Source organism: Streptomyces caniscabiei (assembly GCF_014930365.1).
In the GTDB taxonomy this organism is placed as follows: Bacteria; Actinomycetota; Actinomycetes; order Streptomycetales; family Streptomycetaceae; genus Streptomyces; species Streptomyces caniscabiei.
In genome coordinates this window covers 371,421-396,941 of the sequence record NZ_JABXWI010000009.1, presented here as the reverse complement: position 1 = coordinate 396,941, position 25,521 = coordinate 371,421, and the positions used below count along the sequence as shown (strand labels likewise).

The 25,521-nt window shown below is 72.7% G+C and carries 24 protein-coding genes; 11 read left to right on the top strand and 13 right to left on the bottom strand.

The window, feature by feature from the left end; all coding sequences use genetic code 11:
* Positions 1 to 139: 139 nt before the first annotated feature.
* Positions 140 to 1,309: a steroid 3-ketoacyl-CoA thiolase gene (locus HW837_RS26045; protein ID WP_045557968.1), complete on the bottom strand. Its 1,170-nt coding sequence runs from the start codon at positions 1,307 to 1,309 to the stop codon at positions 140 to 142.
* A 234-nt stretch (positions 1,310 to 1,543) separates the two neighbouring features.
* On the opposite strand from HW837_RS26045, the gene HW837_RS26040 reads away from it, so the two are divergent.
* Positions 1,544 to 2,776: a cytochrome P450 gene (locus tag HW837_RS26040; RefSeq protein ID WP_045557967.1), complete on the top strand. Its 1,233-nt coding sequence runs from the start codon at positions 1,544 to 1,546 to the stop codon at positions 2,774 to 2,776.
* 104 nt (positions 2,777 to 2,880) lie between these two features.
* Here the strand turns inward: HW837_RS26040 and HW837_RS26035 are convergent, their stop codons facing one another.
* Together HW837_RS26035 and HW837_RS26030 are read right to left on the bottom strand one after the other, a co-directional pair.
* Positions 2,881 to 3,495, bottom strand: a complete 615-nt coding sequence (locus HW837_RS26035) for a YdeI/OmpD-associated family protein (RefSeq protein WP_045557966.1) — start codon at positions 3,493 to 3,495, stop codon at positions 2,881 to 2,883.
* Positions 3,496 to 3,530: 35 nt separating this feature from the next.
* Entirely contained in the window at positions 3,531 to 5,561 is a 2,031-nt protein-coding gene (locus HW837_RS26030; RefSeq protein WP_045557965.1) for a bifunctional glycosyltransferase 87/phosphatase PAP2 family protein, read from the bottom strand.
* A 376-nt stretch (positions 5,562 to 5,937) separates the two neighbouring features.
* On the opposite strand from HW837_RS26030, the gene HW837_RS26025 reads away from it, so the two are divergent.
* Positions 5,938 to 7,230: a DUF2330 domain-containing protein gene (locus HW837_RS26025; RefSeq protein ID WP_313895583.1), complete on the top strand. Its 1,293-nt coding sequence runs from the start codon at positions 5,938 to 5,940 to the stop codon at positions 7,228 to 7,230.
* A gap of 113 nt (positions 7,231 to 7,343) precedes the next feature.
* Positions 7,344 to 8,015, top strand: a complete 672-nt coding sequence (locus tag HW837_RS26020; protein ID WP_093789249.1) for an O-methyltransferase — start codon at positions 7,344 to 7,346, stop codon at positions 8,013 to 8,015.
* Positions 8,016 to 8,057: 42 nt separating this feature from the next.
* On the opposite strand, the gene HW837_RS26015 is transcribed toward HW837_RS26020, so the two are convergent.
* Positions 8,058 to 8,453, bottom strand: a complete 396-nt coding sequence (locus tag HW837_RS26015) for an FHA domain-containing protein (RefSeq protein WP_045557963.1) — start codon at positions 8,451 to 8,453, stop codon at positions 8,058 to 8,060.
* Between the two features lie 118 nt (positions 8,454 to 8,571).
* Between HW837_RS26015 and HW837_RS26010 the strand changes: the two genes are divergently transcribed.
* Positions 8,572 to 8,991, top strand: coding sequence for a DnaJ family domain-containing protein (locus HW837_RS26010; RefSeq protein ID WP_060884886.1), 420 nt, complete (start codon positions 8,572 to 8,574; stop codon positions 8,989 to 8,991).
* Between the two features lie 8 nt (positions 8,992 to 8,999).
* On the opposite strand, the gene HW837_RS26005 is transcribed toward HW837_RS26010, so the two are convergent.
* From HW837_RS26005 to HW837_RS25995, 3 genes are all read right to left on the bottom strand, one after another.
* On the bottom strand, positions 9,000 to 10,580 hold the full coding sequence (locus HW837_RS26005) for an Hsp70 family protein (protein ID WP_193382443.1): 1,581 nt from the start codon (positions 10,578 to 10,580) through the stop codon (positions 9,000 to 9,002).
* Between the two features lie 198 nt (positions 10,581 to 10,778).
* Positions 10,779 to 11,381, bottom strand: a complete 603-nt coding sequence (locus HW837_RS26000; RefSeq protein ID WP_193380019.1) for a hypothetical protein — start codon at positions 11,379 to 11,381, stop codon at positions 10,779 to 10,781.
* Positions 11,382 to 11,386: 5 nt separating this feature from the next.
* Complete coding sequence (locus HW837_RS25995) at positions 11,387 to 12,139, bottom strand: hypothetical protein (protein WP_045557960.1); 753 nt, start codon at positions 12,137 to 12,139, stop codon at positions 11,387 to 11,389.
* A 223-nt stretch (positions 12,140 to 12,362) separates the two neighbouring features.
* Here HW837_RS25995 and HW837_RS25990 point away from each other — a divergent pair, with 223 nt between their 5' ends.
* Positions 12,363 to 12,893: a GNAT family N-acetyltransferase gene (locus HW837_RS25990; protein WP_193380020.1), complete on the top strand. Its 531-nt coding sequence runs from the start codon at positions 12,363 to 12,365 to the stop codon at positions 12,891 to 12,893.
* Here the strand turns inward: HW837_RS25990 and HW837_RS25985 are convergent.
* Complete coding sequence (locus HW837_RS25985; RefSeq protein ID WP_045557959.1) at positions 12,859 to 15,114, bottom strand: MDR family MFS transporter; 2,256 nt, start codon at positions 15,112 to 15,114, stop codon at positions 12,859 to 12,861. The two genes, HW837_RS25990 and HW837_RS25985, sit on opposite strands and share 35 nt — an antisense overlap.
* A 371-nt stretch (positions 15,115 to 15,485) precedes the next feature.
* Positions 15,486 to 16,175: a hypothetical protein gene (locus tag HW837_RS48870; protein ID WP_237270394.1), complete on the bottom strand. Its 690-nt coding sequence runs from the start codon at positions 16,173 to 16,175 to the stop codon at positions 15,486 to 15,488.
* On the opposite strand from HW837_RS48870, the gene HW837_RS48865 reads away from it, so the two are divergent.
* A complete protein-coding gene (locus HW837_RS48865; RefSeq protein ID WP_052682870.1) occupies positions 16,165 to 16,401 on the top strand; it encodes a peptidoglycan-binding domain-containing protein in 237 nt (78 codons plus the stop codon). The two genes, HW837_RS48870 and HW837_RS48865, sit on opposite strands and share 11 nt — an antisense overlap.
* Before the next feature lie 50 nt (positions 16,402 to 16,451).
* Complete coding sequence (locus HW837_RS25975) at positions 16,452 to 16,778, top strand: antibiotic biosynthesis monooxygenase family protein (protein WP_093789245.1); 327 nt, start codon at positions 16,452 to 16,454, stop codon at positions 16,776 to 16,778.
* A gap of 135 nt (positions 16,779 to 16,913) precedes the next feature.
* On the opposite strand, the gene HW837_RS25970 is transcribed toward HW837_RS25975, so the two are convergent.
* Both HW837_RS25970 and HW837_RS25965 read right to left on the bottom strand, forming a co-directional pair.
* Positions 16,914 to 17,096, bottom strand: a complete 183-nt coding sequence (locus HW837_RS25970; protein WP_193380022.1) for a DUF6959 family protein — start codon at positions 17,094 to 17,096, stop codon at positions 16,914 to 16,916.
* Between the two features lie 233 nt (positions 17,097 to 17,329).
* Positions 17,330 to 17,692: a winged helix-turn-helix transcriptional regulator gene (locus HW837_RS25965; protein WP_045557955.1), complete on the bottom strand. Its 363-nt coding sequence runs from the start codon at positions 17,690 to 17,692 to the stop codon at positions 17,330 to 17,332.
* Positions 17,693 to 17,759: 67 nt separating this feature from the next.
* On the opposite strand from HW837_RS25965, the gene HW837_RS25960 reads away from it, so the two are divergent.
* A complete protein-coding gene (locus HW837_RS25960; protein ID WP_093789244.1) occupies positions 17,760 to 18,701 on the top strand; it encodes an NAD(P)-dependent oxidoreductase in 942 nt (313 codons plus the stop codon).
* Between the two features lie 144 nt (positions 18,702 to 18,845).
* Here HW837_RS25960 and HW837_RS25955 read toward each other — a convergent pair whose 3' ends face one another.
* Both HW837_RS25955 and HW837_RS25950 read right to left on the bottom strand, forming a co-directional pair.
* Positions 18,846 to 19,511, bottom strand: a complete 666-nt coding sequence (locus HW837_RS25955; RefSeq protein ID WP_177261775.1) for an HAD family hydrolase — start codon at positions 19,509 to 19,511, stop codon at positions 18,846 to 18,848.
* Positions 19,512 to 19,687: 176 nt separating this feature from the next.
* Positions 19,688 to 20,269 (bottom strand): TMEM165/GDT1 family protein, encoded by a 582-nt coding sequence (locus HW837_RS25950; protein WP_045557953.1) that lies wholly within the window; start codon positions 20,267 to 20,269, stop codon positions 19,688 to 19,690.
* Positions 20,270 to 20,789: 520 nt separating this feature from the next.
* On the opposite strand from HW837_RS25950, the gene HW837_RS25945 reads away from it, so the two are divergent.
* The 3 genes from HW837_RS25945 (at position 20,790) to HW837_RS25935 (ending at position 25,518) form a co-directional block, all read left to right on the top strand.
* On the top strand, positions 20,790 to 21,434 hold the full coding sequence (locus tag HW837_RS25945; RefSeq protein WP_045557952.1) for an HNH endonuclease family protein: 645 nt from the start codon (positions 20,790 to 20,792) through the stop codon (positions 21,432 to 21,434).
* Between the two features lie 137 nt (positions 21,435 to 21,571).
* On the top strand, positions 21,572 to 23,227 hold the full coding sequence (locus HW837_RS25940; RefSeq protein WP_093789243.1) for an alkaline phosphatase D family protein: 1,656 nt from the start codon (positions 21,572 to 21,574) through the stop codon (positions 23,225 to 23,227).
* A gap of 167 nt (positions 23,228 to 23,394) precedes the next feature.
* Positions 23,395 to 25,518 (top strand): FAD/NAD(P)-binding protein, encoded by a 2,124-nt coding sequence (locus HW837_RS25935; RefSeq protein WP_193380023.1) that lies wholly within the window; start codon positions 23,395 to 23,397, stop codon positions 25,516 to 25,518.
* Positions 25,519 to 25,521 lie beyond the last annotated feature (3 nt).

Sequence of the window (25,521 nt, the reverse complement as noted above, 5' to 3'; positions counted from 1 at the left end):
GACCGCCCGCGGGGGAACACGGCGGCACGGGGGATCTGCCGCCACGGGGGAACACGGCGGCACGGGGGAACTGTCGCCACGGGGGAAGGCCCTGCTGGCCGCGGGACGACCAGCAGGGCCCTTTTCTCCTCCCCGCCCGTCAGAGCCGCTGGATGATCGTCCCGGTCGCCAGCCCGCCGCCCGCGCACATCGTCACCAGCGCGAACTCCTTGTCCGTACGCTCCAGCTCGTGCAGCGCGGTCGTGATGAGCCGCGCTCCGGTCGCGCCCACCGGGTGGCCGAGGGCGATGGCGCCGCCGTTGACGTTCACCTTCGCCAGGTCCTGGTCGAAGACCCGCGCCCAGCTCAACACCACCGACGCGAAGGCCTCGTTGATCTCGACCAGGTCGATGTCCCGCAGCGTCATCCCGGCCTTGCCCAGCACGGCCTTGGTGGCGTCGATCGGTCCGTCGAGGTGGAAGTGGGGGTCGGAGCCGACCAGCGCCTGGGCGACGATCCGGGCCCGCGGCCGTAGTTTCAGCGCCCGCGCCATCCGCTTGGACGCCCACATGATCGCCGCCGCGCCGTCGCTGATCTGGGAGGAGTTGCCCGCGGTGTGGACGGCCGTCGGCATGATCGGCTTCAGCCGCGCCAGCGCCTCGGCCGAGGTGTCGCGCAGCCCCTCGTCATGGTCGACGAGCCGCCACATGCCCTGCCCGGCGCCCTGTTCCGCCTCGGTCGTCGGGACCTGGACGGCGAACGTCTCCTTCTTGAACCGCTCCTCGGCCCACGCGGCGGCGGCCCGCTCCTGGGAGAGCAGGCCCAGTGCGTCGACGTCCTCCCGGGTGAGGCCCCGGTGCCGGGCGATCCGCTCGGCGGCCTCGAACTGGTTGGGCAGATCGACGTTCCACTCGTCGGGGAACGGCTTGCCCGGCCCGTGCTTGGAGCCCGACCCGAGCGGCACCCGCGACATGGCCTCGACCCCGCAGCTGATCCCGACGTCGATGACGCCGGCCGCGACCATGTTGGCCACCATGTGCGAGGCCTGCTGCGAGGAGCCGCACTGGCAGTCGACGGTGGTCGCGGCCGTCTCGTACGGCAGGCCCATGGTCAGCCAGGCCGTGCGCGCTGGGTTCATGGACTGTTCGCCGGCGTGGGTCACCGTGCCGCCGACGATCTGCTCGACGCAGTCGGCGGGGATGCCGGTGCGGCCGAGGAGTTCACGATAGGTCTCGCCCAGGAGATAGGCGGGGTGCAGATGGGCGAGCGCGCCGCCGCGCCTGCCGATGGGGGTGCGTACGGCTTCGACGATCACGGGTTCCGCGGCCATGGGAATCCTCTCGACGGTTACCCGCGCGGCGCGGGGCGTCCCGGCCCGTCCCGCCACGCAGAACTAGTACGCGTTCTAGTTCTCTTCAGCAGTCTGCGGAGGGGCGCTCCGGCACCGCAAGGGGCGTGCGGCAATTGGAAGCCGATTGAGGAGCGCGCACCCCTTGCTTGTTCTGGAACCCGTTACTACCGTCACCGCAATTCCTGCTATCTGATGCTCCGTCAGGAGTTGCCGATGCCCTGTCCAGCGCTGCCCGACGGGTTCGACTTCACCGACCCCGATCTGCTGCACCACCGTGTCCCCCTCCCGGAGTTCGCCGAACTGCGCCGCACGGAACCGGTCCACTGGATCCCGCAGGCACCCGGCCTCGCGGGCTTCGCGGACGAGGGCTACTGGGCCGTCACCCGGCACGCGGACGTCAAGTACGTCTCCACGCACCCGGAGTTGTTCTCCTCGACGGTCAACACCGCGATCATCCGCTTCAACGAGCACATCGAACGCGACGCCATCGACGCCCAGCGCCTGATCCTGCTGAACATGGACCCGCCGGAGCACACCCGGGTCCGCCAGATCGTGCAGCGCGTGTTCACCCCGAGGGCGATCCGCGCGCTGGAGGACAACCTGCGCCACCGCGCCCTGACCATCGCCCGCCAGGCCGTCGCCCGTTCCGGCCCCTTCGACTTCGTCACCGAGATCGCCTGCGAACTCCCCCTCCAGGCCATCGCCGAACTGATCGGCATCCCGCAGGAGGACCGCATCCGGATCTTCGAGTGGTCGAACCGGATGATCTCCTACGACGACCCGGAGTACGCCATCACCGAGGAGGTCGGCCAGCAGTCGGCGATGGAACTCATCGCCTACGCCATGAACATGGCCGCCGACCGCAAGCAGTGCCCGGCGAAGGACATCGTCACCACCCTGGTGGCCGCCGAGGACGAGGGGAACCTCGCCTCCGACGAGTTCGGCTTCTTCGTGCTGATGCTGGCGGTCGCGGGCAACGAGACGACCCGCAACGCCATCACCCACGGCATGCACGCCTTCCTCACCCACCCCGACCAGTGGGAGCTGTACAAACGCGAGCGCCCCGCGACGGCGGCCGAGGAGATCGTCCGCTGGGCGGCCCCGGTCAACGCCTTCCAGCGCACCGCCACCCAGGACGTGGAACTCGGCGGCAAGCTCGTCAAGGAGGGCGACCGCGTCGGCATCTTCTACGCCTCCGCCAACCACGACCCGGACGTCTTCGACCACCCCGACAGCTTCGACATCACCCGCGACCCCAACCCGCACCTCGGCTTCGGCGGCGGAGGCCCGCACTTCTGCCTCGGCAAGTCCCTCGCGGTGCTGGAGATCGACCTGATCTTCAACGCGATCGCCGACGCGATGCCGGGCCTCAGACTCGCCGGTGAACCGGACCGGCTGCGCTCGGCCTGGATCAACGGGGTCAAGCACCTCCAGGTCACCACCTGACCACAGCCCTCCGTACTCGGGCCGACGGCCTCCCGGCGCCGTCGGCCCGTCCCCCCGCGCCGTCGGCCCGTCCCCGCCCAGCCCGTCCCCGCGCCGTCGGCCGGTCACGACGTCGGCGGGTCCGCCGGCTTGGCGCGCTGCGGGTGGAGCGTCTCGTGGCGGGCCAGCATCGCCACGTACTCGGCGATCTTCCGGGTGCGCGTCTCGGCCCGCTTGACAGCGTTGACCCGGTTGACGAGGGCGAAGCGGTTGGTCTTGGTGAGTACCTCGAACATGGCCTGCGCCGCCGGGTCGGCGGCGATCGCGGCGCGCAGGTCGGCCGGCACCTCCGCCTCCGACGACGGCGCGTAGGCGGCCGCCCACCGCCCGTCGGCCTTCGCCGCGTCCACCGCGGCGCGGCCGGCGGGCAGCATCAGGCCGGCCGCCTCCAGCCGGGCCACGTTGGCGACGTTGCGCCGGGACCACACGCTGCGGGGCCGGCGCGGGGTGAACCGCCGCCAGGAACTGCCCTCGTCGCGCTTGCGGGCCTGCCCGTCGATCCAGCCGAAGCACAGCCCCTCGTCGACCGCCTGCTGCCAGGTCAGCGTGGTGACCGAGCCGCCCTTCCTGGTCAGGGCGAGCCACACGCCAGGGGAAGAGGCGTGGTTGTCCAGCAGCCACGCGCGCAGCGCCGCGGCGTCAGCGACGATCAACTCGTCCAGCTCGTTTCCGGTCACCACGGCAGGTTAGTGCCGCGACCCGGTGTCCACCGACGTCATCCCTCCCTCCGCCGGGCGGCCGGGGCGAGTTCGCCGGTGGGCCGGGGCCGGTCGCCCGGCTCCCCGTCGCCCTTGCGGGCCGCGTCCGCGCGGGGCCCGGTCAGGAGGTAGGTGAGGCCGAAGCCGGCGCCCACGACGGCCGCCCCGCCGACCGCGTCGAGGACCCAGTGGTTGCCGGTCGCGACGATCGCCAGGACCGTGAAGAAGGGGTGCAGCAGGCCCAGGACCTTCATCCACACCCTGGGGGCGACGATCGCGATCGTGAGCCCGCACCACAGGGACCAGCCGAAGTGCAGGGACGGCATCGCCGCGTACTGGTTGGTGAGTTCGGTCAGCCGGCCGTAGTCCGGCCGGGAGAAGTCCTGGACGCCGTGGATGGTGTCGATGATGCCGAGGCCGGGCATCAGCCGCGGCGGCGCCAGGGGGTAGAAGAAGAAACCGACGAGCGCGAGGACCGTGGTGAAGCCGATGGCCGTGCGCGCCCAGCGGTAGTCGGCGGGCCGGCGCCAGTAGAGCAGGCCGAGGACGGTCAGCGGGACCACGAAGTGGAACGACGTGTAGTAGAAGTCGAAGAAGGCCCGCAGCCAGTCGATCCGGACCACGGCGTGGTTGAACCAGTGCTCGACATCGAGGAAGAGGGCCTTCTCGACGGAGAGGATCTGCCGGGCGTGCTCCTCGGCGGTGCCGCGGCTGCCGGTGGCCTCCAGGCGGGTGCGCTGGTAGGCCGCGTACGTGACGCGGATCAGCAGCAGCTCCAGGAACAGGTTCGGCCGGGTGGCCACCCGGCGCAGGAGCGGGGCCCAGCTGAAGCGGGTCTCCGTCCTCGGGGCGTACTCCGTGGGGACGGGCGCCCGGTAGTACTCCGAGGTACGGGAGAGGAACGGCACGACGAGGGCGGCGGCGAGCGCGGCCAGCAGGACGACGTTGTCACGGACCGGGTGCAGGACGTCCGCGTTCGGGACCATCATCTTCGCCGGGAGGGTCATCACCAGGACGACCGCGACCGGCCACACGTACCGCGAGGACGCCTGGGTGCCGACCCGGCCGACGGCCGTGAGCAGCACCCACAGCAGCTGGTGCTTCCAGGACGTCGGGGAGACGGCGACCACGACACAGCCGGTGACCGCGACGGCGAGCAGCAGCTGTCCGTCGCGGGCGTAGCGCACGGCCCGCCGCATGCCGAGCGCGGCGACGGCGGCGGCCAGCGCGAAGAAGACGACGATCTCCAGCGGACCTTCGAGGCCCAGCCGGAGCAGCGCGCCGTGCAGGGACTGGTTGGCGAGGTCGTCCGCCCGGCCGCCGAGGCCGACGCCCGCGAGGTGGTGCACCCAGTAGGTGAACGAGTCGTGCGGCATCGCGGCCCAGGCCAGCGCGGTGGCCCCGGCGAACGTGATCCCCGTGCTCGCGGCGGCCCGCCTGCGCCCGGTGAACCACAGCAGCGGCACGAACAGCAGCACGGTCGGCTGGAAGGCCGCGGCAAGCCCTATGAAGGCCCCGCTGGTGCGCTCCCCCCGCACCGCGAAGCAGCCCGCGAGGACGAGCAGGACGGGGATGATGCTGGTCTGGCCCAGGTAGAGCGTGTTGCGCACCGGCAGCGACAGCATCAGCAGGGTGACCGCGACGGGCGCGGCGAGCAATGCCGTACGGCGGGTGACGGGCTGGGGCAGGGCGCGGGCGGCGACCAGGCCGAGGGCGACGACCAGCAGGAGGGTGCCGAAGGTCCAGCCCCAGCCGAGGGCCTGTTCGGCCGTACGGGTGAGGGGCTTGAGGACGAGGCCGCCGAAGGGGGTGCCGGTGAACCGCGTCGAGTCGTACAGCGAGCCGTTCACATGGAGGACGCCGCTGGGCCCGACCCAGGTCTCCAGGTCAGTCAGCCGCTCGCCCTTGGGCGTGTGCAGCACGAGCGCGATCTGACGCACCGCCAGGATGCCGGCGACCAGCCACAGCACCGCGCGCAGGGCCCCCAGCCGTGCCGCCGTCGCACCCGTACCCACGGCACCGCCCGGTCCGCTCCGCTCCGTCGCCACGCGCCGTCGTCCTCCCGCCCCGTCGACCGTCCCCCCGAGAAGGCTCGCACTCGTCCCGGTGGGGAGACGCGGGCAACCCCGGCTTCACCTGTGAGTCGCCCCGATTCTGTCCGGATGACGATAGTCCGCGCAGGGCCGCCGACCCGCTCAGGGCACGAGGCCGATCACGGACGCGGATCACTGACGCGGATCACGGATGCGCATCACGGGCACGCTGGTGACAGGCCACTGACAAACACCTGGAACCATGGCTCCGAGCGGTACGGCACGTCGGCGGGGCAGGGAAAGGGCACGGGGGATGAAGGGTTTCGTACGGGGGCGCGCGCGTCCGGCGCGAAAGGCGCACGGACCGCGCGGGACACACGAGGAGCGCGGGGTGCGCGGACGGCTCGTGGTGGTCGTACTTGCGCTGCTGGGGCTTCAGTTGGCCTCGCTCGTGGCACCGGCGTACGCCTGCGGCTGCGGCGCGATGGTGCCGGACGACCAGCGGAGCGTGTACGTGAGCCGCGAGCGGTCCGTGGTGCGCTGGGACGGCCGCGAGGAACAGATCGTGATGAGCCTGACGGTCTCCGGCGACGCCCGGACGGCCGCGTGGATCATGCCGGTGCCGAACCGGGCGACGGTCGAGCTGGGCGACGCGGCCCTCTTCGACCAGCTCGACGAGGAGACCGCGCCCGCGTACGAGAAGCGGGAGTACTTCTGGCCGCGCTCGGACGACTGGCCGTTCGACATGTTCGAGGGCGACGGCGCGGTGGGCGACGCCGCGCCCGGGGACCCGCGGTCCTCGGTGGACGTCGTCGGCCGTGAGCGGCTCGGCCCGTTCGACGTGGCCCGGCTGACCGCCACCGACTCCGGCGCGCTCGGCGACTGGCTGGACGACAACGGCTTCCGGCTTCCGGACCGCCTGGACACGGCGCTGGAGCCGTACGTCCGGCAGCAGTGGGAGTACGTGGCCATCCGGCTGGCGCCCGAGGACACGGCCGACTCCGCCCCGCTCTCCGGCACCCTCGACCCGCTCCACCTCACCTTCGCCAGCGACGAGCCGGTCTACCCGATGCGGCTGTCGCGGCTGGCCGCCACCCCGCAGGCGCTCGGCCTGTACGTGCTCGCCGAGCACCGGATGGAGCCGGGCTCGGCGATCGGCGGGGACGAACCGGAGGTGACGTTCGCCGGCCGGCTCGGCGCACCGGCCGGCGCGCTCGGCGACCTGACCGCGGGCGGCACGGACTTCCTCACCGCCGTCGAGCAGGACTTCCCGCGGCCGGAGCGGATCTCCGGCGACCACACGCTGCGGCGGGCCGCGGCCGACGACACCTATCGAGAGGTCATCCACGTGGACGAGATGTGGACCGTATGGGGCATCCCCGGCTGGGTGCTGTCCTTCGGCATCGGCATCGCCGTGCTGGCGATCAAGGCGGTGGCCGTCGCGATCGTGCTCAAGCGCAACGCCAAGCGGCAACTGCCGCCCGTACCCCCGCCGGGCGCGTTCGTCCCGCCGGGCGCCTACGCGCCGGGGGCCCCGGGCGCCTATCCGCCGGGGGCGCATCTGCCGCCGGGAGCGCCGGTGCCGCCCGGGGCTTCGATGCCTCCCGGGGTTCCGATGCCGCCCGGGGCCCAGCCGCCGGCGCCCGGGGCCCCGGCCGGCCCCAAGTCCGCACCGAACGGCTGAAACACATCGGTGAACCGCTGACAGAGAGCCCGCCCCGCGCCTATATTCATTAGCGCACCTACTTAGCATTTCTAAGTAAACAGCCTGACGGAAGGCGCGGGAGGCACAGCTTCATGAGCGAGTCACGGACCTGGGACGACGTCGACGCCTACTTCACCACCCACCTCGCCCCGAACGACGAGGCCCTGGGCGCGGCGCTGCGCGACAACGAGGCGGCCGGGCTCCCGGCCATCGACGTCGCCGCGGCCCAGGGCAAGTTCCTCCACCTCCTGGCCCAGATCCAGGGCGCCCGGCGCATCCTGGAGATCGGCACCCTCGGCGGCTACAGCACCATCTGGCTGGCCCGCGCGCTGCCCGCCGACGGCCGGCTGATCTCCCTGGAGTACAGCGCCCGGCACGCGGAGGTCGCGTGCCGCAACATCGCGCGCGCCGGACTCGACACCCTCGTCGAGGTACGCGTCGGCCCCGCCCTGGAGTCGCTGCCGAAGCTGACCGACGAGAACCCCGAGCCGTTCGACCTGGTCTTCATCGACGCGGACAAGGCCAACAACCCGCACTACGTGGAGTGGGCCCTCAAGCTCACCCGCGCCGGCAGCGTCATCGTCGTCGACAACGTGGTGCGCGGCGGCCGGGTCGCCGACGCCGACAGCACCGAGCCGGACGTCCGCGGCACCCGGGCCGCCATCGAACTCATCGCCACACACCCGAGGTTGAACGGCACGGCGATCCAGACCGTGGGCACCAAGGGGTACGACGGCTTCGCGCTGGCCCGGGTCACCGACTGACCCCGCCGCCGCATCGGCCCCGCCGCTCCGGGGCGGGCCCTGTCAGGCCTCGTGGTAGAAGCCCACGTTGACGCTGCGGGGGGCCGTGCGGTCGAGGATGACGAGTTCGCCGGAGCTGCCGTGCGGGAGCTTCGCCGTGCCGCCGTACGGCAGGGGCGAGGGCTGGTGGCCGAGCAGGGTCAGCCGCACCTCGGAGGACGGGTCGGCGTGCGAGCCCCGCAGCCAGGTGACCTGCCAGCTCCCGTCGGGGGCGCACAGGAACTCCAGATGCACACGGGAGACGAAGAGCCAGTCGTCCGGTGTCGCGAGCCGGCACACCGCCCGATCGCGGCCCACCCGGAGCACGCCGCCCGGCTCGCTGGGCGCGTCGGCCATCTGCATGCCGGCCGTCGCCCCGGCGTCCGCCTCGGAGACCGAGGCCATGGTGAGTTCGAGCACGTACCGCTCCTAACGGGTCAAACTCCAATTGTCGCTGCGCACGGCGCGTTTGGCGCGCCGCCGCCGCATGATAAATCGCCGGATCGTCCTGTTGTGCGGGCTCCGGCACAATGGACGCATGACCGAGCGAAAGCCCCCCGGTGTCAGCTTCGAGTCCTTCGTCGACAAACAGATCCGCGACGCCGAGGCGCGCGGCGACTTCAAGGCCCTCCCGGGCGCGGGCCGGCCCCTGGAGGGCGACGACACCACGTACGACGAACTGTGGTGGATCAAAAGGAAGATGGCCCGCGAGGGCATGTCCGTCCTGCCCCCGACCCTGGCCCTGCGCAAGGAGGCCGAGGACGCCCTCGCGACGGCCGCCGAGGCCCCTTCCGAACGCGTCGTCCGCAAGATCCTCACCGAGATCAACGCCAAGATCCGCGACATGATGTTCAGGCCCCCGCCGGGACCACCGCTCGGCCTGAAGCCGTACGACGTCGAAGAGGCCGTACGCCAGTGGCGCGAGCGTCACGAGGGACGGCAGAGCCAGGAGGGGTGAGCCGCTGGTCACCACAACGCCCATAGGATGCCGCCGAGGAGGGTCAGGGTGATCAGGACACCGAGCAGCACGCCGAGCAGTGTGCGGGCGCGGGCGTTCGGGCCCTGGACGGGCGGGGTGTGTTCCACCGCGCAGGTGCCCTCGGGGGTCCTCGACCAGGTCGTGCGCGTGGCGTGGTCCGTCGCCGAGACGCGCACCAGGGCGTCGCCGTCGACATCGAGCGCCACCTCGATGTCCGGCGCCCGGCCCTCCGGGGGCACGGTCAGGTCGGTGAGGTTCAGGACGCCGATGAGGGCGTTGTCGGCCACGTTCTCCTCCTCGCCCTCGTAGACCGGGATCCGGACGATCGCTCCGTCCGCCGCGTCCACGTCGCGGACCGGGGTGAACAGCTCCGAGCGCCGCGTCGGAAGGGTGGTGTCCCGCTCGATGAGCCTGTTCATCGCACCGCCCCGGGTGGCGACCCCCAGGGAGTGCGAGGCGGCTTCCAGTACCAGGGCGCCGCTGACGATCCCGGTGAGCACGCCCGCCTGGAGCGCGGCCCCGAACGCGACGCCCTCGCCCGGCTGCGTCACCACGGTGGGGGTGTGGTCGCCGAAGTGGTCCCGGACCAGGGAGATCAGGGCGGGCATCCGGGTCGCCCCTCCGGTCATGACGACCCGGGACACCTCCGACACCGAGATGGCCGCAGCGGCGAACACCTCCGCCAGGGCTGCCCCGCACCGGTCGAGAAGGGGCCGGGTGACGTGCTGGAACTCGTTCCGGCTCAGCCGGTCGTGCAGATGCAGCGGCCCCGCCGCGGACATCGCGACGCAGGGCACCTCGATCGTGGTCTCGGTGGCCGACGACAGTTCGATCTTGGCGTTCTCGGCGGCCTCGCACAGTCGGCGCAGGGACGTCGGGTCGGCCGCCGGGTCCATTCCGTGCAGTGCGCGGAAGCGGGCGGCGAGGTGCCGGGCCGTCTCCCTGTCCCAGTCGTCACCGCCGAGCCGGACGTCACCACGGCTCGCCTTGACCTCGGTGACGCCGTCCCCGGCCTCCACCAGGGAGAAGGCGACTGTTCCACCGCCGCAGTGGACGACCAGGACGATCTCGTCGTCGCGGTCGATCCCGTCGAACAGGGCGGCCGCCGTGGGCTCGTTGAGCAGGCGCGGCACCGGCAGACCCGCCCGTGCGCCCGCTTCCTTGACGGCCAGGCGGGCGGCGTGCGAGAAGTGGGCCGGCACGGTGACGACGGCACCGGTGACCTCTTCGCCGAGGTACGCCTCCGCGTCCCGCTTGAGCTTGGCGAGAAGCAACGCGGTGATCCCGCTCGGCCCGCGGGTCCTGCCGCCGTGGACGTAGAGCCGGTCGGTGCCCAGGTGCCGCTTGACGCGGGAGACGGTGCCGACGACATTGACGAGGGCCTGCCGCCGGGCCGCCTCGCCGACCAGCGTCGTACCGTCCGCCGTGAACGCCACCACGGACGGTGTGCTGCCGGACCCCTCGGCGCTGGGGACCACGCAGGGTTTCCACTGCCCTCCGGCGCCACCGTCCAGCACGGCGACGACCGCGCCCCTAATGCCCAGGTCGATCCCCACGACTCGTGCCATGCCGCCCCCTCGAACATTTCACGCAGCTGAGGGGATGTTAGGAGCGCGGGAGCGACCGGGCCGTGGTCCACCGTGGATGCGCCCCCGGAACGCAACCATCCGCCCGGGGTTCCCCTGCGGCGCGCCGTGCCGGCACGCGTGAGACCGCGCCCCGGGGCACGACCCGGGGCGCGGTCTCGGCGTGTGCCGCCGTCGCCGTCAGAGGCGCAGCAGCCGTTCGGTCAGTTCGCGGTAGTCGCGCAGGGCCAGGCGGAGCTGTTCGGTGTCGGTGGCGCGGTCGTCGCCGGTGGTCTCCCACGAGGTGCGGAGGGTGCGGCGCCGCTGGGTCATCGCGTCGGTGAAGCGGGCGGTGACCTCTTCCAGGACGTGGTCGGCCTCCTCGACGGCGGACCGGGGCCCGTCGACGAACCCGCCGACCGCGTGCTGCATCCGCAGCGTCAGCTTGTCGCTCTCGTCGTGGGGCAGCAGAGACGATCCGGCCCCACCTGCGGACCGGGAGCCGGCCCCGTCGGTGGCGCGGGCCGGGTCCTCGCCGCGGCCCCGGCCGGGCTCGTCGCGGCCGCCCATCGTCCTGTGCTCGGTACGGCCGCCGGTGTGGCCCTCGGTGGTGTCGTGGCCGGCCACCAGAGGAGCCCCGGTGCCGGTGCCGGTGCCGCCCTTCGCGTCGCCGGTCGCGTCCGCCGCGCGGGTGCCCGGCGGGATGGCGCTCGCCCGCGTGCCGTCCCGCCTCGCGTCGGCTTCCCGCGTGTTCCGCGGACCGCGTTCGCGGATGCTCTCGCCCTTCGTCACGTCGTCAGTCATCCCCCTCAACTCCCTTTCGCGTGGCGCCTGGCCGGCGCCCATGGCAGATGGGACCGGTGGCGGCCGTCGGCGGCCGCACCGTCGCGCCCGTCGTGTCGCGCCGAGCCGTCGTGGTGGGCGCGGCCCTGCTGTCCGGCCGAGGCGTCACGGTCCGCCCGTGCGTCCCGGCGGTCCGGTGTCACCAGGTCCTCGAACAGGGCACGGGCCTCGATCATGGCCTCGCGCATGTCCTCGGTGCCGGTGCCGACGGCGACGCCGTTGCCGTCACCCGCTCGGCCCTGTGCGGTGTCGCCGGTGGTGTGCGCCGCGAGGTGCACCCGGCGGTAGCCGTGCACATGGTGGGCGTGGTGGACGGAGAGCGCCTCCAGCTGGGTCTCGTAGCGGTTCCCGTCCGGGAAGCCGCGGGCCTCGGCCACCTCCGAGAGCAGCCGGTCCGCCTCGGCGACCGCCTCACGGGGCGAGTCGACGAAGCGCTCCTGGGCGGTGGCCCAGCGCGTCTCGTACCGTTCGCGCTCGGCGCTCGGCAGCGGACGCTTCTCCAGCGAGCCGTGCCGCTTCACCCGCTCCGCGAGCTCCCGGGCCGCGGCCCGCTCGTCGCCGTCGTGGCGGGCCACGGTCCGGTCGTACTCGGGCCCGAAACGCCGCTTCAGCGAGCCGCCGCCACCCGCGCTCCTACGGGCGCGCAGGGTCAGGACGGCGGCCACGACGACCACGACCGCCACGATCACGATCAAAGCGATGATCAATCCTGTGGACATGAATGCCTTCCAGAGTCCTCGGCCCGGGCGTCTCGCCCCGTCGGGCCGTTTCGCACCGGGTTGCCCGAACCCGGTCGTTCAAACGGCAAGCGGCCGCGCGCGACCGGCGGGCGCGGGCGCCCGGCACGACGGTCCGAGGCGCGGGGTGAAGGTGTGACGTACGGGACGACGGCGGCGTAAATCGTTTGCGGGCCACCGGCCCCCGCTCCCGACAATGACCGCCATGACCCTCACGACACCGACCACGGCACGCTGGACCGTGGCCGCCGAGCCCCACGACTCCCCCGTGGCCGCGGCCCTCTGGCGGGCGTACTACACGGAGGTCAGCGACCGCTGGTACCAGCTGCACGAGGGGCACGCCACGGACCCGGACGAACTGGAGCGGGAGGTCGCGGCGGACACCGGGGAGTACCTGGCACCGCCGAACGGGGTGCTGCTGGTCGCACGGTACGCGGGCGAGCCGGTCGGCACGGCCGGGGTGCGGCTGGCGGACGCCACGACGGCCGAGCTGAAGCGGGTCTTCCTACGTCCGGAGGCCCGCGGCCGGGGCGGCGCCGCGCTGCTGGTGGCGGCGGCCGAGGACGCGGCCCGCGCGCTGGGCGCCGAGCGGATGGTGCTCGACACCCGGGGCGACCTGGTCGAGGCCCGCGCGCTGTACGCACGGCTCGGCTACGTGGAGAGCGCCCCGCACAACGACCACATGTACGCGGACCACTGGTTCACGAAGGCACTGACGGGGACGTGGGCGACGTAGGAGAGCCGGGCGGTGCGGGAGGGCCGGGCGCCGCAGGGGGTGCGGGCGGTGTGCCGGAGCCCCGCCCGACGTTCGGCCGGCGGGTGATCGCCCCCGCGGCGTGCGGGCGTTCCTCGTCGGAGCCGCACAGCTCGGCGTTGAGTTCCTCGACGAGGCGGATCAGGTCGGTGGGGCGGTCGCGGCCCCACCAGTCGCCGAGGAGTTCGGCGAGGGAGTCCTCGCGGGCCTTGGCGAGCCGGTCGGCGGTCTGGTGGCCGGTGTCGGTGAGGACGAGGTCGATGCCGTCACGACGGGCGAGACGACGCTCCTCGGCCTGCCGGGTCGCGGCCATGATCACGTCGAGCGGTACGGTGCTGCGCTCGGCGAGCACGGCGGGCTCGGCCCAGCCGTACCGCCGGATCCGCAGCAGCAGCCAGCTCGTGGCGGGCAACAGGTCGTACCCGGCCCGTGCGGTGATCTTCCGGTAGATCTCGCGGCGGCCCTCCCGGGACCCGAGCACCGACAGCGCCCGGCACACCTCGTCGTACGACGACCGCTCGACCGGGTTGCTGGCGAGCGTCTCCGTGGCGTCCGGCGCCGTCACGGACGCCCGCAGCCGGTCCTCGCGCAGGAACCAGGCGAGGACGAACCCGAGGAGGGCGACCGGGGCGGCGTAGACGAAGACGTCGGTGATGGAGGAGGCGTACGCGTCGAGGACGGGCGGGCGCAGCGCGGCCGGGAGTTCGGCGATCTCGCGCGGGTCGGCCTTCAGCCCCTCCACCGTGACGCCGGCGGGCAGCGTGGCCCCGTCGAGCGCGTCGGTGAGCTTGTCGCCGAGGTGCCCGGCGAAGACCGTACCGAAGACCGCTACGCCGAACGAGGCGCCGATGGACCGGAAGAAGGTCGCGCCGGAGGTGGCGACGCCGAGGTCCTCGTAGGAGACGGCGTTCTGCACGATGAGGACGAGGACCTGCATGACGAGGCCGAGCCCGGCACCGAAGACGAAGAGGTACGCGCTCATCTCACCGTCGCCGCTGTCCGCGTCCAGTTGGTGCAGGAGCAGCAGGCCCAGCGTGGTGACGGCCGTGCCGGCGAGCGGGAACACCTTCCAGCGGCCCGTACGGCTGACGATCTGCCCGGAGACCGTCGAGGACAGCAGCAGCCCGAAGACCATCGGCAGCATGTGCACGCCGGACATGGTGGGCGACACGCCGCGCACCACTTGCAGGAACGTCGGCAGATAGGTCATCGCGCCGAACATCGCGAAGCCGACGACGAAGCTGATCACGGCGGACAGGGTGAAGGTGCGGACGCCGAACAGCTTGAGCGGCAGGACGGGTTCGGCGGCCCGCCGCTCGACGGCCACGAACGCCACGACCAGCACCACGGCCAGCACGGCCAGGCCGATGATCTGCGGCGAGTCCCAGTCCCAGGTGGTGCCGCCGAGCGAGGCGACCAGGACCAGACAGGTGGCGACGGAGGCGATGAGGAAGGTGCCGAGGTAGTCGATGACGTGCCGTTCGGCCCGACGCGGGATGCGCAGCGCGGCGGCGATGACGACCAACGCGACCGCGCCGACGGGCAGGTTGACGTAGAACACCCAACGCCAGCTCAGATGCTCGGTGAACAGCCCGCCCAGCAGCGGCCCGAGCACACTCGTCGCACCGAAGACCGCGCCGAACAGCCCCTGGTAGCGCCCGCGTTCGCGCGGCGGGACGAGGTCCCCGACGATCGCCATCGACAGCACCATGAGTCCGCCGCCGCCGAGGCCCTGCAACGCGCGGAACCCGATCAGCTGGGGCATGTCCTGAGCCGCCCCGCACAGCGCCGACCCGATGAGAAAAATCACGATCGCCGTCTGGAACAGCCGCTTGCGGCCGTACTGGTCGCCCAGCTTCCCCCACAGCGGGGTCGCCGCCGTCGCCGCCAGCATGTACGCCGTGACCACCCACGACAGGTGCTCCAGCCCGCCGAGGTCGCTGACGATCGTCGGCAGGGCCGTCGAGACGATCGTCTGGTCCAGGGCGGCCAGCAGCATGCCCAGCAGCAGGGCCCCGATGGAGACCATCACACCGCCGCCCACCCGCTCCGACGTGGGGACTCCGTGCCCACGGGGGCGGGGTGGGGGTGTGGGCCCGGACGGGGTGCCGGCGGGGCCGCCGGGGGTGTCCGCGCGGGTGGCCCGGCGCGCGGGATCGCGCCCGGTGTCGTGCGCGGGCTCGTTGCCGGTGTCGTCGGTCATGCAGACCTCCTGAGGACCCGAGAGCCTCGTACAGCGCCCTCAGTCTCCTCTCCTTCTTCCTCTTCCTCCATGTCCGTTCCATGGTGGTCGGTGTGACCGGTTATGGCCTGTCGAGGCTTTCCGGAACCCGTGATTCCCGGGGCGCCTGGGAGATTCTGTGTCGACGCTTTGCTTAAACTCTGGAGTCTTCGCGGGGAGGACCGACACGTGAGTGAACCGACCAGTCACATATGCCCGGAGTGCTTCACCCCCCGGGCCGCGGACGGCACGCCGTCCTGCGCGTGCGGCCGCCGCGCCTCCGAGGCACTGCTGGAGACCCGTACGGCCGAGGCCGCGGCCGCGGAGGACTTCGACCCCCTCCGGATACGCCCTTACGTGGAGCTGGGCGAGGACCACGACGCCTCGGGGCCGAACCCCGACCGGACCCCGACGACCGCGATGCCGATGACCACGGCGACGGCGGCGACGACGGCGATGCCGGTGGCTACGGGGACGACGGCGCCCGGCGGGTCGAACCCATGGCACTCACCCGCCGCGGCCGGCCCGGCCACCTCGGCGGCACCCCCGACCCACTTCCCCTCCCCCTCCTCCCCGTCCTCCGTACCGTCGGCAGGGCGTTCCCGGGGGCGGCGGCGCCGCCGTACGGGGCTGATGGTCGCGCTCGCCGGCACGGCCGCCGCCGGAGTGATGGCGGCCGCCGGGTTCGCGAGCGGGCTGTTCTCGTACGAGGCCCCCGAGCGGGACCGGGCGCTGCCGGACGACCTGCGGGCGAGCGTGCCGGACACGTCGCCCGACGGGGAGGCGTCGCCGGTTGAGCCGTCCGGGGAGGGCGGCGGTGGGGGCGGGGCGCCCGCACCGGCGCCGTCGAGCGGCGGCGGCGCGGGGTCGCCGAGCCCCACGAAGGAGTCGTCGCCCTCTCCGTCACCCTCCAAGCCGTCGGGCTCGCCGTCGCCGTCCGTGTCGCCGTCCCCCGGGCGGAGCGCGCCGAGCGCGGGCGCCTCGACCGGGTCCTCGGCTGCGGGCGCGAACGAGGCGGACGACAGCCGGCTCGTGGTCCCCAAGACGCTCCGGGTCGGCGACGACGACCCCGAGGTGACCGAACTCCAGCTCCGGCTGCGCCAGTTGGGCATCTACACCGGCGACATCGACCAGAACTTCGACGACCAGGTCGAGCAGGCCGTCATCGTCTACCAGAACACCCGCGGCATCACGAAGGACAAGGAGGAGCCGGGCGTCTACGGCCTGGTGACCCGCCAACGCCTGGAGACCGAGACGAAGGAGCCGTGACGCCGGGGCCGACCGGTGCCCGATGCTCCCGTGTGATGCAGGATGAGGCCATGAGCATCGTCAAGATCAATGTCCTCACGGTTTCGGCCGAGCAGCGCGAGACGTTGGAGAAGCGGTTCGCCTCCCGCGCCGGGGTGGTCGAGAACTCCGACGGTTTCGAGTGGTTCGAGCTGCTGCGCCCGGTCGACGGCACCGACAACTACCTCGTCTACACCCGTTGGCGCGACGAGGCCGCCTTCCAGGCGTGGATGGAGGGCCCCATGAAGCAGGCCCACCAGGGCGGTGGCGGCGGCGAGCGCCCCCGGCCGGCCGCCTCCGACTCCTCCGTCTGGACCTTCGAGGTCCTCCAGCAGACGGGCCCGAAGACCGGCTCCTGACCGCCCCGCACACGCCCTCCCCCGTACGCCCCCTACGCACGCACCCCCGCGTGCACCCCGGGGCGAAGGCCCCCGCCCGAGCCGCGACGGCATCCGGACGGGGGCCCGGCGCTCCCGGGCCCGAGGCGAGGCGGGTCAGGGCGCCTGGTGGCAGGGGAAGAGGATGCCGTTGGAATGCGGAGCCTTGGCATAGCGAGCCGGCAGCTCGTCGAGACGGGAGAGCACGAGCGCCGTGGCCTCCCGCGCTTCGCCCATGTCGCCCTGATCGCAGGCCTCCACGACCTCGGCGACGTCGGCACGGATGATCCATCGGGCCATCCGACCGCCACCCGTCGACGCCGCCCTCCGCCGCACCCACCACCTCGGCCGCCTGCCCGGCGGCCCACCGGCACCCACCCCGAGCGCCCGCAAGTACCCACCCCAAGTACCCACCTTTTTGTGGGTACTTGGCGGTCGGCCGGCGTCGGACCATCCTTGTGGTGAGGGAGCGGCCGACGGGGCGCGCGCCACCGAGCAGGGCGGAAGACAAGACGATGACGTGACGGTGAGGCCTACGGCGTCGACGTCGCCGACGGTGACGCTCCGGTGAGCGTCTCCAGGCGTCGGTGCCCCCAGTCCGACAACGGGCCCAGCGCCTCGGAGAGTTCGCGGCCGAACGGGGTCAACGAGTAGACGGTCTTCAACGGCAGCACATCGTGCACCTCCCGGTGCACGAGCCCGTCCGTCTCCATCTCGCGAAGCGCCTGCGTCAGCACCTTCTCGGTGAGCCCCGGCAGCAGCCGGCGCAGCTCACCCGGACGGCGCGGGCCGGACTCCAGCCGCCACAGCAACGACGGCTTCCACTTCCCCTCGATCACGGCGACCGCCGCGGTCACCCCGCACACATTCGTGTCCTGGGCACGCCTGCGCCTCATTCCCGCTCCCCCTCGCATCAGTCGTGAATCGACGAACCGACCTATTCTGCACAGGAGTCACCGAGCGATGCCCGCACACACCGAACAGCACACCGCCGCCGCCACCACCTCCGCCGCCCCCGACACCGCCGGCGAGGCCCCTTCCGTCACCGTGCTCGGCCTGGGCCCGATGGGCCGGGCCCTCGCCGGCGCCTTCCTGGACGCCGGGCTGCGGACCACGGTCTGGAACCGCACGCCGGGCCGGGACGAGGAGTTGGTGGCGCGCGGTGCGATCGGCGCCGGGTCGGCGGAGGAGGCGGTGGCCGCGAGCCCGCTGACCGTCGTCTGCGTGGTCAACTACGACGCCTCGGACGCGGTGCTGCGCACCCCGGCGGTCACCGGGGCCCTCAAGGGACGCACGGTGGTCAATCTGACCGCCGACACCCCGCACCGCGCCCGGGACACCGCCGCGTGGGCGGCCGAGCACGGTGTCGCCTACCTGGACGGGGCGATCATGACGCCGACGCCGGTCATCGGCACCCCGGACGGCGTGTTCCTCTACAGCGGCGACGCGGACCTGTACCGCGCCCACCGGCCCGTCCTGGACGCGCTGGACGGCACCCACACCCACCTGGGCGAGGAGATCGGCCGGGCGGCCGCGTACGACGTGGCGCTGCTCGACCTCTTCTGGACGTCGATCGCCGGTTACACCCATGCCCTGGCGCTGGCCCGGGCGGAGGGTGTCGGCGCTCAGGAGCTGACCCCGTTCGCGCAGGGGATCGCCGCGATCCTGCCGCCGCTCTTCGAGGAGGGCGCGAAGGAGGTCGACAGCGGCCGGCACTCCGGCGAGGGCTCTCCGCTCACCTCGGCGTTGTCGACCATGACCCATGTCATCGAGGTCTCCGAGTCCCACGGGATCGACGCGAGCGTCATGCGATCGGCCGAGGGATTCGTCCGCCGCGCCATCGCCCAGGGCCACGGCACCGACGGCTTCACCAGGCTGACAGAGGTACTCGACCACCACAGCTGACCCCACAGGGCTCGACCGACCCGCAGGGCTCACCGCGACACGGGGCTGAGCCGAGCACGGGGCTCAACCGATCACGAAGCGCAACTCACCACGAGCCCCGGCACGAGCGAGCCCCGACCAGCGAGCCTGGACCGGCCAGGAAGCTCAGCCCACCGTGAGCCGGATCAGACCACCCGCGGCGGTCTCGACCCGCACCGTGGTCAGGTCCGGCACCACGACGTCCGGCCCGTGGGGCCGGGCCCGCTCCCCGATGCCCACGACCCGCATCCCCGCGGCGCGCCCCGCCCGGATCCCCGCCTCGGAGTCCTCGAGGACCACGCAGTCCTCGGGCGCGACGCCCAGTTCGGCGGCCCCCTTCAGGAAGCCCTCGGGGTCCGGCTTGCTCGCGCCGACGGACTCGGCGGTGACGCGTACGTCGGGCAGGGCCAGCCCGGCCGCGCCCATCCGTGCCGTGGACAGCGCGACGTCCGCCGAGGTCACGAGGGCGTGCGGCACACCGCCGGCGACGAGGGAGGCGAGGAACTCGGGCGCGCCGGGTATCGGGACGACGCCGTCCACGTCGGCGGTCTCCTCGGCCAGCATCCGCGCGTTGTCCGCGAGGTTCTGCTCCATGGGCCGGTCCGGCAGCAGGACGGCCATCGTGGCGTACCCCTGGCGGCCGTGGACGACCTTCATGATGTCGGCGCCGCCCAGCCCGTGCCGTTCGGCCCAGCGCCGCCAGACGCGTTCGACGGCGGCGTCCGAGTTGACGAGGGTGCCGTCCATGTCCAGCAGGAGGGCGCGGGCGGTCAGAACGGTCGTGGCCGGCATCAGCAGCTCCAGGGCGCGGAGAAGGGGGCCGCGGGCGGGGTCGCACCCGGCGAGGCGGCCCGGAGGGAACAAGGCGGCCCCGCCCACCGGTCAGGGAATGCGGGCGGGAGCCACTTTGTTCCCCTACGGTACAAAACAATCGGGGCGCCCGCCACCCCGTCACCCCGACAGCGCACTCATCCCGCCACGGCCTCCCACAGACTCCACACACCGAGGCCCAGCATCAGCACGGCGGCGATCCGCGTGATCAGTGCGAGCGGCACCCGCTTCATCAGCGCCCGGCCGCCGACGATGCCGAGCCCGGCGACGGCCCACAGGGCGAGGACCGCGCCGAGCCCGACGGAGAGCGGGTCGTCGTACCGGGCAGCGAGGTTCGCCGTCATGATCTGGGTGAGGTCACCGAACTCGGCGACCAGGATGAGCATGAAGCCGGCCCCCGAGACCTTCCAGAAGCTCTGGTCCTCGGGCCTGCGGATCTCCTCCTCGTCCTCGTCCTTCTTCATGAGCAGCACCGCCGCGCCGCCCAGGAACAGCACGCCGGTGAGCGCGTGCACGATCTGCTGCGGCAGCAGCGTGAGGACGCTGCCGGCCGCCACCGCGAGCGTGACGTGGACGGCGAACGCGGCGGCGACTCCGGCGAAGACGTAGGAGGCGCGGTAGCGGGTGCCGAGGGCGAGACCGGCGAGCGCGGTCTTGTCGGGGAGTTCGGCGAGAAAGACGACGCCGAAGACGAGCGCCGTGACACTGAAGCTGATCAAGGTTCCTCAATCGGTCGGCTGCCCCACCGAGAGAAATCATCCGCTGACGCGACACCTCGGCACGGCAGCACACGGTCGGCCCGTGCCGGTTGGCACGGACGGTGCACTGCTTGCCGAAGGTCTCGCTGGCGCGGTCCCGGTCACGGGACCCGCCTCCGGGCGCCGGCTCAGACGAGCTGAGCAGTATGTCGACGGTCCGGCGAAGAGCTACTCCCCTTCTGCGCGGTCCATGGTACGCGGGGCGCGTCGCAGCTCGGGAGGGGGGATCCCGCGAAAAGCACGGGGCGCGGCCCCTGCTTTTCAGGGGCGCGGGGAACTGCGCGAGAAGCCCCACGCACCCGCACCCGCCGCCGAAACCCGCACCCCACCCCGGAGCGCGTCGGCCACAATCACGGCCGCACCCCTTGTCGTGTCATGCGCACGTCACTAACTTCTCACCCGACGCACACCCGCCGGTAACACCACGCCGCGACCCTTCAATCGCCGCTCCCCAACACCCCCGGCCCCACAAGGAGTTCACATGCGCAGGTTCTACGCGCGTCGACGAGTCAGCATACTCGCGGCGCTCAGCGGATTGATAGCCTCCGCCGCGCTCTTCAACGCTCCCACCGCCTCCGCCGCCCTCCCCACCCCCATCAGCGCCGCCACCGCCCGCTCCTACCTCGCCACCCTCACCGTGGCGACCGAGGACCGCACCGGCTACGACCGGGACCTGTTCAACCACTGGATCACCATCAGCGGCACCTGCAACACCCGCGAGACGGTCCTCAAGCGCGACGGTACGAACGTCGTCACCGACTCCGCCTGCGCCTCCACCAGCGGCAGCTGGTACTCCCCGTACGACGGCGCCACCTGGACGCTCGCCTCCGACCTGGACATCGACCACCTCGTGCCGCTCGCCGAGGCCTGGGACTCCGGCGCCGACAGCTGGAGCAGCGCCACCCGTCAGGCCTTCGCCAACGACCTCACCCGCCCGCAGCTCATCGCGGTCACCGACAACGTGAACCAGGCGAAGGGCGACCAGGACCCCGCCACCTGGATGCCGTCGCGCACGGCCTACCGCTGCACATACGTCCGCGCCTGGGTCCAGGTGAAGTACTACTACGACCTCTCGGTCGACTCCGCGGAGAAGAGCGCCCTCACCAGCTACCTGGCGAGCTGCTGACTCTCGCACGCGAAACCGCTCGGGAACCTCGCCGTTTCCCTCCGTCGTTCCGTACCGTACGGGGCGACGGAGGAGGCGGGTCCGCAGAGGGCGCGCCCCCGCAGGTGAACCGGCGGAGAAGGAGTGAGTGATCGCTCATGACGGGGCTGCGTCTGGGACCACTGCTGAGATACGTGGACGGCTCGTCCGCGACCGTCTGGGTCGAGACGGCCCGACCGTGCGTCGCCGAGGTGCGCTGCGCCGGCGGCGGACACGGTGAGGCCCGCACCTTCCAGATCGCCGGCCACCACTACGCGCTGGTCCCGGTGACGGGACTCGCGCCGGGCACGGCCTCGGCGTACGAGGTGCTCCTCGACGGCACGCCCGTGTGGCCCCTCCCCGACTCCCCCCACCCGCCCTCCGAGATCCGCACGCCCGCCGAGGGCGACACCGTCCGGATCGCCTTCGGCTCCTGCCGCTGGGCCGCGCCGCCCGGCGGGGAGCCGGACCCGGTGGGCCCGGACGCCCTCGACACACTGGCCGCCCGGCTGGCCGCCGAACCGGGTGCGGAGCGCCCCGACGTCCTCCTGCTCCTCGGCGACCAGGTGTACGCCGACGAGACCTCCGACGCCACCCGCCGCTGGCTGGCCGCGCGACGCGACCTCGCTGAGCCGCCGGGGGACCAGGTGGCGGACTACGAGGAGTACACCCACCTCTACGACGAGTCCTGGCTCGACCCCGAGATCCGCTGGCTGCTCTCCACCGTCCCCAGCTGCATGATCTTCGACGACCACGACGTCATCGACGACTGGAACACCAGCGCGTCCTGGCTCGCCGACATGCGGGCCACCCCCTGGTGGCGCGAGCGGATCCTGAGCGGCCTGATGTCGTACTGGGTCTACCAGCACCTCGGCAACCTCTCCCCCGCCGAACTGGCCGCCGACCCGGTCCACGCCGCCGTGCGCGCCACCCCGGACGGCACGGACGCGCTGCGCGCCCACGCCGCCGAGGCCGACCGGGACCCGGCCTCGGTCCGCTGGAGCTACCGGCGGGACTTCGGCCGCGTACGGGTGCTGATGCTCGACTCACGCGGGGCGCGGGTCCTCGACGAGGGCAGCCGCTCGATGCTGAACCCCGGCGAGGCGCGGTGGCTGCGGGACCAGGCGCTGGACGCGCGCGGCTCGTACGACCATCTGCTGATCGGCACCTCCCTGCCCTGGCTCCTGCCCCACCTCGTGCACGACGCCGAGTCCTGGAGCGCCGCGCTCTGCGGGGGCGAGCGCGGGGACCGCTGGGCCCGGTTCGGGGAGAAGCTGCGCCGGGGCGCCGATCTGGAGCACTGGGCGGCCTTCCCCGACTCCTTCGAGGCCCTGACCCGGCTGATCGCCGAAGCGGGCGGCGGCACCGACGCGCCGGCGACCGTGCTGGTGCTCTCCGGGGACGTCCACCACGCGTACGTCGCCGAACCGTCGTGGCCGGAGGGCGAGCCGGGCGGTGCCGGGGGCCCGGACGCGCGCGTGCTCCAGCTCACCTGCTCCCCCGTGCACAACTCCATCCCGCTCTCCATAAAGCTCGGCTTCCGCTTCGGCTGGAGCGGCACGGGGCGAGCGCTCGGCCGGTGGTTCGGGCGGCACGGCCGGGGCGCGCGGCCCTCCATCGACTGGCGCAGGACGGGCGGCCCCTGGTTCGGCAACCACCTCATGACGCTGACGCTGCACGGCCGTTCGGCACGGCTGCGGCTGGACCGCGCACGGGCCCGGCGGGGCGGCAGGGCCCACCTCGAAACGGCGGCGGAGTCCGTACTCACCCGCTAATCCACCCATTGCGCACGGTTGTTGCCCCTGTTGTCCGAGATGCTCGTGAGGCATCCCACACCCGGCGCGTCCGATGAGCCCCGACGCTCCGATCCCGTCGCGTACGACGGCATGATGAGGCGGACCGTCCGCTTGCCGGCGGGCGGTCCGCCGCACCGCGCCCCACGATGCGCCCCACACGCACGGGAGTTACTCCTTTGTCCGAACGGCCAGGGATCAGTGACATCGGCATCGCTCTCGTCGGAGCCGGCCCGCGCGGCACCAGCGTCCTGGAACGCCTCTGCGCCTCCGCGCCCGAACTGCTCCGCCCCGGCACCCGTCTGACCGTCCATGTGGTCGACCCCGCGCCGCCGGGCCCCGGCCGCGTCTGGCGCACCGACCAGTCCCCCCACCTGCTGATGAACACCGTGGCTTCCCAGGTCACGCTGTTCACCGACGACAGCGTGGAGTGCTCGGGGCCGATACGCCGGGGCCCCAGCCTGTACGAGTGGGCGAGCGGCCGGGCCGGCGGTGGGGCGCAGGCGCCGGGCGGGGCGGGTGAGCCGGGCCGGCCTCAGGGGCTGGGCGGGTTGGGGCCCGACGACTATCCGACGAGGGCCCAGTACGGCCGCTATCTGGAGTGGGTCTTCGCCGAGGTGGTGCGGGGCGCGCCGCCCGGGATCCGGGTCGAGGTGCACGGCACCAGGGCGGTCCGTCTGGAGGACGCCCCCGACGGCGGCCAGCGGCTCACGCTCGCCTCCGGCCGCGTCCTCACCGGCCTCGCCGCCGTGGTCCTCACCCAGGGCCACCTTCCCGCCCTTCCCGACCGGGCCGAGCGGGACCTCACCGAGTACGCCGCCCGCCACGGCCTGCGCCACTTCCCGCCCGCCAACCCGGCCGACCTCGACCTCTCCTCCGTCGCCGCCGGGGAGCCCGTCCTGCTGCGCGGTCTCGGCCTCAACTTCTTCGACCACATGGCCCTGTTGACGACCGGGCGGGGCGGCTCCTTCGTGTACGACGCCGAAAAGGGGGGCCTGCGGTACGAGCCGTCCGGCCGTGAGCCGCGTCTGTACGCCGGCTCGCGGCGAGGCGTCCCGTACCAGGCACGCGGCGACAACGCGAAGGGCCCCTACGGCCGCCACGCCCCGCTCGTCCTGACCCCCGAGGTCATCGCGGCGTTCCGCAAACGCGCGGACTCCGGCGAGGCCCCCGACTTTCTGACGGAGATATGGCCCCTGGTCGCGAAGGAGGTCGAAACGGTCTACTACGAGGGCCTGTTGGCGCGACCGCCCCACCGGTCGGCACCGACCGCGACACCATCGGCTCCGGCACCCGGCTGGACCCGGGACGGCCGGGGCGCGGTTGGCGGTGCGGTGTACGGGCCGTTCCCCGGGCACTCCTGTGACCTCTTCGGGGCAGCCCTCCCCTTCCGTGACCGTTTCCTCGCCACACCCCACGGCTCCCCCCAAGAGGGCGCCGTGCTCGACGAGTTCGGGATCGTGGAGGCGGACCGCTGGTCGTGGGAAGGGGTCTCGCGGCCTTACGCGGGGCGGGAGTTCGCGGGCGCGGCGGAGTGGCGGGACTGGCTGCTGGCGTATCTGCGGGAGGACGCCGCCCAGGCCGCCCTCGGGAACGTCGAGGGCGCGGTGAAGGCCGCGCTGGACGTACTGCGGGACCTGCGCAACGAGTTGCGGCTGATCGTGGACCACGGCGGACTGGCGGGCGCGTCACGCCGGGAGCATCTGGACCGCTGGTACACCCCCCTGAACGCGTTCCTGTCGATCGGCCCGCCGCGCAGCCGTATCGAGGAGATGTCCGCGCTGATCGAGGCGGGCGTGCTGACCGTGCTGGGCCCCCGACTGCGGACGCGCCCGGAGGACGGTGCCTGGGTGGCCGACTCGCCCGACGTGCCGGGGTCCGCGGTCCGTGTGACGACGGTCGTCGAGGCGCGCCTCCCGGAGCCGGATCTGCGCAGGACGGCCGACGAGTTGCTCGCCGACCTGCTGGCGCAGGGAGGCTGCCGTCCGCACCGGGTGAACGGCTACGAGACCGGAGGACTGGACGTCACACCGCGGCCGTATCACCTGATAGACCGTCAAAATGCCGTGCACGCACGGAGGTTCGCGTTCGGGGTGCCGACGGAGGGCGTGCACTGGGTCACAGCGGCAGGCGCCCGGCCAGGGGTGGATTCGGTCACACTTTCGGATGCGGATGCCGTGGCGCGAGCGGCTCTACGTGCGGCGACACCTGCGAAAGCCCCTCAAGTGCAGGTAAAGAGCTGGCCAGATGTTGAACTTGCAAGCATCGATTAGGCC

Excerpts from the sequence above, each read along its gene's own strand:
- HW837_RS26020 (WP_093789249.1), top strand. The coding sequence starts at position 7,344 with ATGAGCGAGTCACGGACCTGGGACGACGTCGACGCCTACTTCACCACC.
- HW837_RS25940 (WP_093789243.1), top strand. The coding sequence starts at position 21,572 with ATGACGGGGCTGCGTCTGGGACCACTGCTGAGATACGTGGACGGCTCG.
- HW837_RS25985 (WP_045557959.1), bottom strand. The coding sequence starts at position 15,114 with ATGACCGACGACACCGGCAACGAGCCCGCGCACGACACCGGGCGCGAT.
- HW837_RS25970 (WP_193380022.1), bottom strand. The coding sequence starts at position 17,096 with ATGGCCCGATGGATCATCCGTGCCGACGTCGCCGAGGTCGTGGAGGCC.
- HW837_RS25935 (WP_193380023.1), top strand. The coding sequence starts at position 23,395 with ATGCGCCCCACACGCACGGGAGTTACTCCTTTGTCCGAACGGCCAGGG.
- HW837_RS26000 (WP_193380019.1), bottom strand. The coding sequence starts at position 11,381 with ATGACTGACGACGTGACGAAGGGCGAGAGCATCCGCGAACGCGGTCCG.
- HW837_RS26010 (WP_060884886.1), top strand. The coding sequence starts at position 8,572 with ATGACCGAGCGAAAGCCCCCCGGTGTCAGCTTCGAGTCCTTCGTCGAC.
- HW837_RS25990 (WP_193380020.1), top strand. The coding sequence starts at position 12,363 with ATGACCCTCACGACACCGACCACGGCACGCTGGACCGTGGCCGCCGAG.
- HW837_RS25955 (WP_177261775.1), bottom strand. The coding sequence starts at position 19,511 with ATGCCGGCCACGACCGTTCTGACCGCCCGCGCCCTCCTGCTGGACATG.
- HW837_RS26045 (WP_045557968.1), bottom strand. The coding sequence starts at position 1,309 with ATGGCCGCGGAACCCGTGATCGTCGAAGCCGTACGCACCCCCATCGGC.
- HW837_RS25960 (WP_093789244.1), top strand. The coding sequence starts at position 17,760 with ATGCCCGCACACACCGAACAGCACACCGCCGCCGCCACCACCTCCGCC.
- HW837_RS26040 (WP_045557967.1), top strand. The coding sequence starts at position 1,544 with ATGCCCTGTCCAGCGCTGCCCGACGGGTTCGACTTCACCGACCCCGAT.
- HW837_RS25945 (WP_045557952.1), top strand. The coding sequence starts at position 20,790 with ATGCGCAGGTTCTACGCGCGTCGACGAGTCAGCATACTCGCGGCGCTC.
- HW837_RS25995 (WP_045557960.1), bottom strand. The coding sequence starts at position 12,139 with ATGTCCACAGGATTGATCATCGCTTTGATCGTGATCGTGGCGGTCGTG.
- HW837_RS26005 (WP_193382443.1), bottom strand. The coding sequence starts at position 10,580 with ATGGCACGAGTCGTGGGGATCGACCTGGGCATTAGGGGCGCGGTCGTC.
- HW837_RS25975 (WP_093789245.1), top strand. The coding sequence starts at position 16,452 with ATGAGCATCGTCAAGATCAATGTCCTCACGGTTTCGGCCGAGCAGCGC.
- HW837_RS25965 (WP_045557955.1), bottom strand. The coding sequence starts at position 17,692 with ATGAGGCGCAGGCGTGCCCAGGACACGAATGTGTGCGGGGTGACCGCG.